A 7,306-nucleotide genomic window follows, 5' to 3' on the forward strand; every position below is an offset into this window, starting at 1 on the left:
CGAGGAGAGGGGCAGCGGGGGGATGGGCCCGTCTCCTCGGGTTCTCGGGGGCGCGGCCGTTCTGGGCGGCGCGGCCCTCGGGGCCTCAGCCCATCTCCTCCAGTGCCTTGCCCTTCGTCTCCTTGACGAACTTGAGGACGAACGGGATGGAGAGCGCGGCGAAGACCGTGTAGATGACGTAGGTCCCGGAGAGGTTCCAGTCGGCCAGCGACGGGAAGCTCGCGGTGATGGCCCAGTTGGCGATCCACTGCGCGGAGGCGGCCACGCCGAGGGCGGCGGCCCGGATGCGGTTGGGGAACATCTCGCCGAGGAAGACCCACACCACCACGCCCCAGGACAGGGCGAAGAAGAGGACGAAGACGTGGGCGGCGATCAGGGCGACCCAGCCCTGGGCGGCGGGCAGCTTGCCGTCGACCAGCGGGTGCGAGAAGGCCCAGGCCTCCAGCGCCAGGCCGATCACCATGCCGACCGAGCCGACCAGGGCGAGCGGCTTGCGGCCGACGCGGTCCACGAAGATCATCGCGATCACGGTGCCGACGATGTTGATGATCGAGGTCGTGAACGAGTAGAAGAAGGACTGCGACGGGTCGACGCCGACGGACTGCCACAGCGTCGAGGAGTAGTAGAACGCGACGTTGATGCCGACGAACTGCTGGAACACCGACAGGCCGATGCCGATCCAGACGATCGGCTTGAAGAAGAAGCCGCCGCCGAGCAGGTCCTTGAAGGTGGACTTGTGCTCGCGCTTCATCGCGGTCTCGATCTCGTGCACGCGCGCGTCGAGGTCGACGTCCTTGCCCTCGACCTCCGCGAGGATCTCGCGGGCGCGCTCACGGCGGCCGACGGAGATCAGGAAGCGCGGGGACTCGGGGATGGCGAGGGAGAGCAGGCCGTACAGGACGGCGGGTACGACCATGACGCCGAGCATGACCTGCCAGGCCTCCAGGCCCATCAGCTTGCCGCGCTGGTCGCCGCCGGCCGCGTTGAGCAGGCCCCAGTTGACCAGCTGCGAGATGGCGATGCCGACGACGATCGCGGCCTGCTGGAAGGAGCCGAGCCGGCCGCGGTAGGCGGGCGGGGAGACCTCGGCGATGTAGGCGGGGCCGATCACCGAGGCCATGCCGATGGCGAAGCCGCCGATGACGCGCCACATGGCGAGGTCCCACAGCGCGAAGGGCAGGGCCGAGCCGACGGCGCTGATGGTGAACAGCACGGCGGCGATCTGCATGCAGCGGATGCGGCCGATGCGGTCGGCTATGCGGCCGGCGGTCGCGGCGCCGATGGCGCAGCCGATCAGCGCGATGGCGATGACCTGCGCCAGCACGGCGGAGCCGACGTCGTAGCGGTCCCGGATGGCCTCGACGGCGCCGTTGATCACGGAGCTGTCGTAGCCGAAGAGGAAGCCGCCCATGGCCGCCGCCGCGGCGATGAAGATGACGTGCCCGAGATGATCGGGGTGAGCCGTGGCTCCTGGCCTGGGTGCCTGCGCTGTGCTGGTCACGTGTACTCCTCGGGCACACCGGCAACGCTGCCGGGGTGGGGGGTCAGCCCTACAGGCCGCGAGACCTGAAGGTAAAAGCAACGTTGCAGAGACTATGCCTTCAATACCCGAAGTCAATAGTTCAACTGCTGTGAGTTTGACCTACCCGCGTGGCGCGCTTGCGTTCAAGTGTTGTAATCAAGTAGCGGACAAGGTCCGTCTACCCCGAAGTCATGGGTACACGCGGGAGCCGTTCACGAAACGGACACGAGCGCCCGACCGGCCGAGCGGTCCCGGTGGCGCGGTCCCGGCGGAGCGGTCCCGGCCGGCGCGACCGCCGCCCCGGCTCCCGCCTTCCGGTCAGCGCAGGCGCTGGCTGATGACCTTCGACACGCCGTCGCCCTGCATGGAGACGCCGTACAGCGCGTCGGCGACCTCCATCGTGCGCTTCTGGTGCGTGATCACGATCAGCTGGGAGGCCTCCTGGAGCTCCTGCATGATCCGGATGAGCCGCTGGAGGTTGGTGTCGTCGAGGGCGGCCTCGACCTCGTCCATGACGTAGAACGGGCTCGGCCTGGCCTTGAAGATGGAGACCAGCAGGGCGACGGCGGTCAGCGAGCGCTCGCCGCCGGAGAGCAGGGACAGCCGCTTGACCTTCTTGCCCGGCGGGCGCGCCTCGACGTCCACCCCGGTGGTGAGCATGTTCTCGGGATCGGTCAGCACGAGCCTGCCCTCGCCGCCGGGGAAGAGGCGGCCGAAAACTCCCTCGAACTCGCGTGCGGTGTCCCGGTAGGCGTCGGTGAAGACCTGCTCGACGCGCTCGTCGACCTCCTTGACGACCTGGAGCAGGTCGGCGCGGGTCTTCTTGAGGTCGTCCAGCTGTTCGCTGAGGAACTGGTGGCGCTCCTCCAGCGCGGCGAACTCCTCCAGGGCCAGCGGGTTGACCTTGCCGAGCTGCTGGTAGGCGCGCTCGGCGGCCTTGAGCCGCTTCTCCTGTTCGGCCCGCACGAAGGGGCGGGGGCGGTTGCGGGGGTGGTCGCCCGCGGCGGAGCCGCTGTCGGACGCAGTCTCGGGCAGCTCCTCGCCCTCGGCCGGCAGCGAGGGCGGCACGAGCTGGTTCGGCCCGTACTCCGCCATCAGGACGGCCGGCTCCACGCCCAGCTCCTCCAGGGCCCTGGCCTCCAGCTGCTCGATCCGCATCCGCTTCTCGGCGCCGAGCACCTCGCCCCGGTGCACGGAGTCGGTGAGCTTGTCGAGTTCGCCCTTCAGGCCGCGGCCCTCGGCGCGGGCGGCGGTCAGCTCCTGCTCGCGGCGGGCCTTGGCGGCCTCGGCGGCGGCGCGCTCCCGCTCGGCGCGGGCGAGGGAGACCTCGACGTGCGCCAGCAGCTGCCGGGCGCCGGAGGCGACGGCCCCGGCGACGGCCGCCTCGTGGCGCAGCCGGGCGCGCCGCTGCTCGGCCCGCGCGCGTGCCTCGCGTTCGGCACGGGCGGCGCGGTCGAGGGAGTCGGCACGGCCGGCCAGCGACTTGACCCGTTCCTCGTGGGTGCGGGCCTGGAGGCGGGCCTCCATCTCGGTCTGGCGGGCGTTGGCGCCGTCCGCGGCGAGCCGGTCCCGTACGGAGGTGTCGGGTTCCTCCTCGACGGGCGTCTCCTCGGCGACGGCGAGCCGTTCGGCGAGTTCCACCACGTCCTGGAGCGCCCGGTCCAGTGCCTCCTGGGCGCGGGCGGCGGCGGCCGTGGAGCGTTCGGCCTCGCCCGCGGCGCCGCGTGCCTGGCCGGCGAGCCGGCCGAGCTGCTGGGCGACCGCCGACTTCTCCCGGTCGGCGGCGCGCCGCCGCTCCCCCAGTTCCTCGGCCAGCGCGGCGCACTCCGTACGCCGCCGGCCGGCCAGCCGCTGGGCCTCGGTCAGCTCCTCGCACCGCACGTCGAGTCCGGCCAGTTCGGCGGCGGCCTCGTCCACGGCGGCCCGTACCTCCAGCAGGCTGGGCGCGCCGGCCGAGCCGCCGTGCGCGAAGTGCGCCCCGAGCAGGTCGCCCTCGGCGGTGACGGCGGTGAGGCGGGGGTGGGCGCGGACCAGGTCCTCGGCGTCCTCCAGGGTGCCGACGACGACGATGCCGTGCAGCAGGCGGCGCACGGCGGGCATCAGCTCGGCGGGGCCGTGCACGAGGTCGGCGGCGAAGGGGTGCCCGACGGAGGCGGCGGGGCCGCCGGCTCCGTCGGTCGCGGCCGGGTCCTCGGGCGCGTCGGCCAGGAGGAGGGCGGCGCGGCCGGCGTCCTGTTTGCGCAGCAGGCGCAGGGCGTCGGCCGCGGCGGCCGGGTGGGCGACGGCCAGGGCGTCGGCGGCGGTGCCGAAGGCGGCGGCGAGGGCACTCTCGTGGCCGGGGGCGAGGGTGAGGAGTCCGGCGGCCGGGCCGAGCAGGCCGGTGAGGCGGTCGGCGGCGTCGAGCAGGGCGCCGGTGCCGTCCTTGCGGCGCAGGCCCAGGGCGAGGGCGTCGTGCCGGGCGCGGGTCGCCGCGCGTTCGCGTTCGGCGGCGGTGAGCGCCTCGCGGGCGGCGGCCGAGGCGGCCTCCGCCTCGGCCAGCGCCGTCCTCGCCGCCTCGTGCCGTCCGGCGAGTTCGTCCTCGTCCGCGTCGAGGCCGTCGACCTCGGCCCGCAGCGCCTCGTACTCCTCCTGGGCGTGCACGGCGCGGTCCTGGGCCTCGTCGCGGGCGGCGGCCAGGCGGTCGATCTCGGCCTGGGCGGAGGCGGCGCGGGAGCGGGCCGCGTTGACTTGGCCGGCCAGCCGGGCCAGTCCCTCGCGGCGATCCGCGATGGCGCGGGCGGCGTCCTTGAGGCGGCGCTCCTCGGCGGCGAGTTCGCGTTCCAGGTCGGAGCGGTGGGCGACGGTGTCCTCCAGCGCCCGCTGAGCGGCCTCCAGGGCGGCCTCCAGCTCGGCTTCCTGCTCGCGGACGCGGGCGGCCTCGCGCTCCAGGTCCTCGGGGTCGCGGCCGCGCCGCTCCTCGTCGGGCGCGGAGGTGGCGCTCCTGACCCGGGCGTCGGCCAGGGAGACGGTGCCGCGGACGCGTTCGGCGAGCTGGGACAGCTCGTACCAGGTCTCCTGGGCGCGGGTCAGGCGCGGGGTGAGGCGGCGTACCTCGTCCTCCAGCCGGGCCTCGCGTCCCAGTGCCCCGGCCAGCTCCTGTTCGGCGGCCTCCTTGCGTTCCTTCAGGGCGGCCTCGTCGGCGATCTCCGCCGCGAGCGCCTCGCTCAGGCGTACGAGGTCGTCGGCGAGCAGGCGCAGCCGGGCGTCGCGCAGGTCGGCCTGGATGACGGCGGCCCGCCGGGCGACGGCGGCCTGGCGGCCGAGCGGTTTGAGCTGGCGGCGCAGTTCGTCGGTGAGGTCCTGGACGCGGGCGAGGTTGGCCTGCATGGAGTCGAGCTTGCGGAGCGCCTTCTCCTTGCGCTTGCGGTGCTTGAGGACGCCGGCGGCCTCCTCGATGAAGGCGCGGCGGCCGGCCGGGTCGGCGTGCAGGACGGAGTCGAGCTGGCCCTGCCCGACGATGACGTGCATCTCGCGGCCGATGCCGGAGTCGGACAGCAGTTCCTGGATGTCCAGCAGCCGGCAGGTGTCGCCGTTGATCTGGTACTCGCTGCCGCCGTTGCGGAACATGATCCGCGTGATGGTGACCTCGGCGTACTCGATGGGCAGGGCCCCGTCGGAGTTGTCGATGGTCAGGGACACCTCGGCGCGGCCCAGCGGCGGGCGGCCGGTGGTGCCGGCGAAGATGACGTCCTCCATCTTGCCGCCGCGCAGCGACTTGGCGCCCTGCTCGCCCATGACCCAGCTGAGCGCGTCCACGACGTTGGACTTGCCCGAGCCGTTCGGACCGACGACGCACGTGATCCCCGGTTCGAAGCGGAGCGTGGTCGCCGAGGCGAACGACTTGAAGCCGCGGAGGGTCAGGGCCTTGAGGTGCACGCCGTCGGACTCTACCCGCCGCCGCGAGCCCGCTCCACGAACCCTGGCTACCGCGCGGTTTCACCCAGGAGCGGGCAGGGCACACCAGACGTTAAGACGGTGAAAGGATGCGCGGGGAAGCACCGCGGTCGGCCGGGGGGCATGCGAGCGGGGGTCCAGCGGGGGGTCAAGAAAGAAGGGACGCCGAAGCGTCCCTTGCAACTCTGACGACGGAGCGGTTGACACGGGCGGCCCAACCACTGTGTCGTGGTGCTGTGCAGTGATCAGGTGAGCGCAGGCTCCGCCTGGTGTGCGTCGACTCGCTCCATGAACCTGTCGTGAGAAGCGGCAGCCGTCAGCTCGTCGTTCTCCGCCTGGATCCGTACGAGCTCGGATTCCAGGTCCTGGACGCGCTGCTGGAGCCGTCGCATCTCGGCGAGGAGTCGAGGGTCGGAGCCGCCGACGTAACCGAGAAGCGCCTTTGCCATGATGGATGGTCCTCCACACTGAGTGACCGACCGATGCGGTGTGGGTCGTGAGGGATTCGCACCCGCGGTGCTTGGCAGTGTTCAGTTGTGCTGCCGTTCATCCATGCCAAACAGCTAAGGTGCGCGGGCTTTCAGCGTCTCACCAAAAAGTTTGACGGTCAACACGATCACACCCCGTGTCGGTGGGCGCCCCGGGGCACGCGACCGGAAAGGGCGGCGCGGCGGCTTCTGCGGGCCCCTCGGGGCGTGGCGGTCATCCTGCCGCGCGCGGCCCGGCACGGCAAGCGTCTTCCGGCGGCCACCTGCTCTTTTCCCCGCGGGCCCGCGCCCGGGACGGCCGCACCGGCCGGCGCCCGGCGGTGCGCGGTGAACGCCTCAGCGGATGGCGAAGCCGTCGTAGCCGCCGCGCGGTGTGTCCCAGATCTCCGTGACGCCGTCCACCCTGCCGGGCGTGTCGTCGCCCTGGAGCCAGTCGAGGAGCCCCTGACAGCCCTCGCGGGCCCCCTCCGCGACGACCTGCACGCGCCCGTCGCCGAGGTTGAGGGCGAAGCCGCTGAGGCCGCCGATCTCCAGCGCCCGCGCCCGGGTGAACCAGCGGAAACCCACACCCTGGACGTGTCCACGCACCCAGGCGACCAGTCGAACATCCTCGCTCATGACTGCAACCTAACCGGGCGATGTCGCTCCGGGCACGCCCGCCCCCGGCGCCGTGCGGTACCGTCCCCACCCAATGGATCTCATCTGAAACTCACTCGATCGAGTGGGCCGGGTTGACCGCGACGGCTCAGGGCGCGCGTCGGCCCGGGGGACGAGGAAGGCCAGGACATGGGACGCCACCGACGTTCGGACGCCGGCCGCGCCACCACGGACCGTGCCACGGGGGCGGCGGACACGCACGGCCCGTACGGGCAGGGCCGCGGCCCGCGCGGCCCACAGGACGCCCACCCGGACGACGACCGCAGGGGCATCGCGCCCTATCTGAACCCGGAGCGCTACGCCGACGTCTACGCGCGGGCCGAGGAGTACCTCTTCGCCGCGGACGACGCGCACGCCCGCGCCACGGACACGGTCCGCTTCCCGCCCGAGGGCTTCAGCCCCGCGCCGGGGTCGCTCGGCCGGGGCCGCCGCCGGCGGCGCAGGCCCGCGACGCCGGTGCGCACCGGTCTGCTCGGGGTCTCGGCGGCGGTCGCCCTCGGCACGGTCGCGGTGGCCACCGGCGCGGTGCCCGGACTCCAGAACTACCGGCTGGACGGGGGCGGCGGCGTCGGCGCCGACCAGGTGCAGGCCGCGGGCACGCCCGCCGCCGGCGCGAGCGAACAGGGCGGCACGTCCGGCGGGGTGCTCCCGGGCGACCGGCCGGGAGCGTCCGCCGCCGGGCGCGGGGCGGGACGGCCGGCCTCCT

The 7,306-nt window shown here is 73.3% G+C and carries 4 protein-coding genes and 1 pseudogene; 1 reads left to right on the plus strand and 4 read right to left on the minus strand.

Annotation, left to right across the window (positions count from 1 at the left end; all coding sequences use genetic code 11):
- Positions 1-85: 85 nt before the first annotated feature.
- From ABEB07_RS30165 to ABEB07_RS30180, 4 genes are all read right to left on the minus strand, one after another.
- Positions 86-1,501: a sugar porter family MFS transporter gene (locus tag ABEB07_RS30165; RefSeq protein WP_176150662.1), complete on the minus strand. Its 1,416-nt coding sequence runs from the start codon at positions 1,499-1,501 to the stop codon at positions 86-88.
- Positions 1,502-1,840: 339 nt separating this feature from the next.
- Positions 1,841-5,437 (minus strand): chromosome segregation protein SMC, encoded by a 3,597-nt coding sequence (gene smc / locus ABEB07_RS30170; protein ID WP_345671237.1) that lies wholly within the window; start codon positions 5,435-5,437, stop codon positions 1,841-1,843.
- Positions 5,438-5,700: 263 nt separating this feature from the next.
- A complete protein-coding gene (locus ABEB07_RS30175) occupies positions 5,701-5,904 on the minus strand; it encodes a hypothetical protein (protein ID WP_164583985.1) in 204 nt (67 codons plus the stop codon).
- Between the two features lie 375 nt (positions 5,905-6,279).
- Positions 6,280-6,561, minus strand: a complete 282-nt coding sequence (locus tag ABEB07_RS30180; RefSeq protein ID WP_164583984.1) for an acylphosphatase — start codon at positions 6,559-6,561, stop codon at positions 6,280-6,282.
- Positions 6,562-6,729: 168 nt separating this feature from the next.
- Here ABEB07_RS30180 and ABEB07_RS30185 point away from each other — a divergent pair.
- A pseudogene (locus ABEB07_RS30185) lies at positions 6,730-7,306 on the plus strand (CAP domain-containing protein); the annotation flags it as partial.

This window comes from Streptomyces similanensis, assembly GCF_039543625.1.
Classification (GTDB): Bacteria; Actinomycetota; Actinomycetes; order Streptomycetales; family Streptomycetaceae; genus Streptomyces; species Streptomyces similanensis.

Coding starts and splice junctions, on each gene's coding strand:
- ABEB07_RS30175 (WP_164583985.1), bottom strand. CDS start 5,904: ATGGCAAAGGCGCTTCTCGGTTACGTCGGCGGCTCCGACCCTCGACTC.
- ABEB07_RS30180 (WP_164583984.1), bottom strand. CDS start 6,561: ATGAGCGAGGATGTTCGACTGGTCGCCTGGGTGCGTGGACACGTCCAG.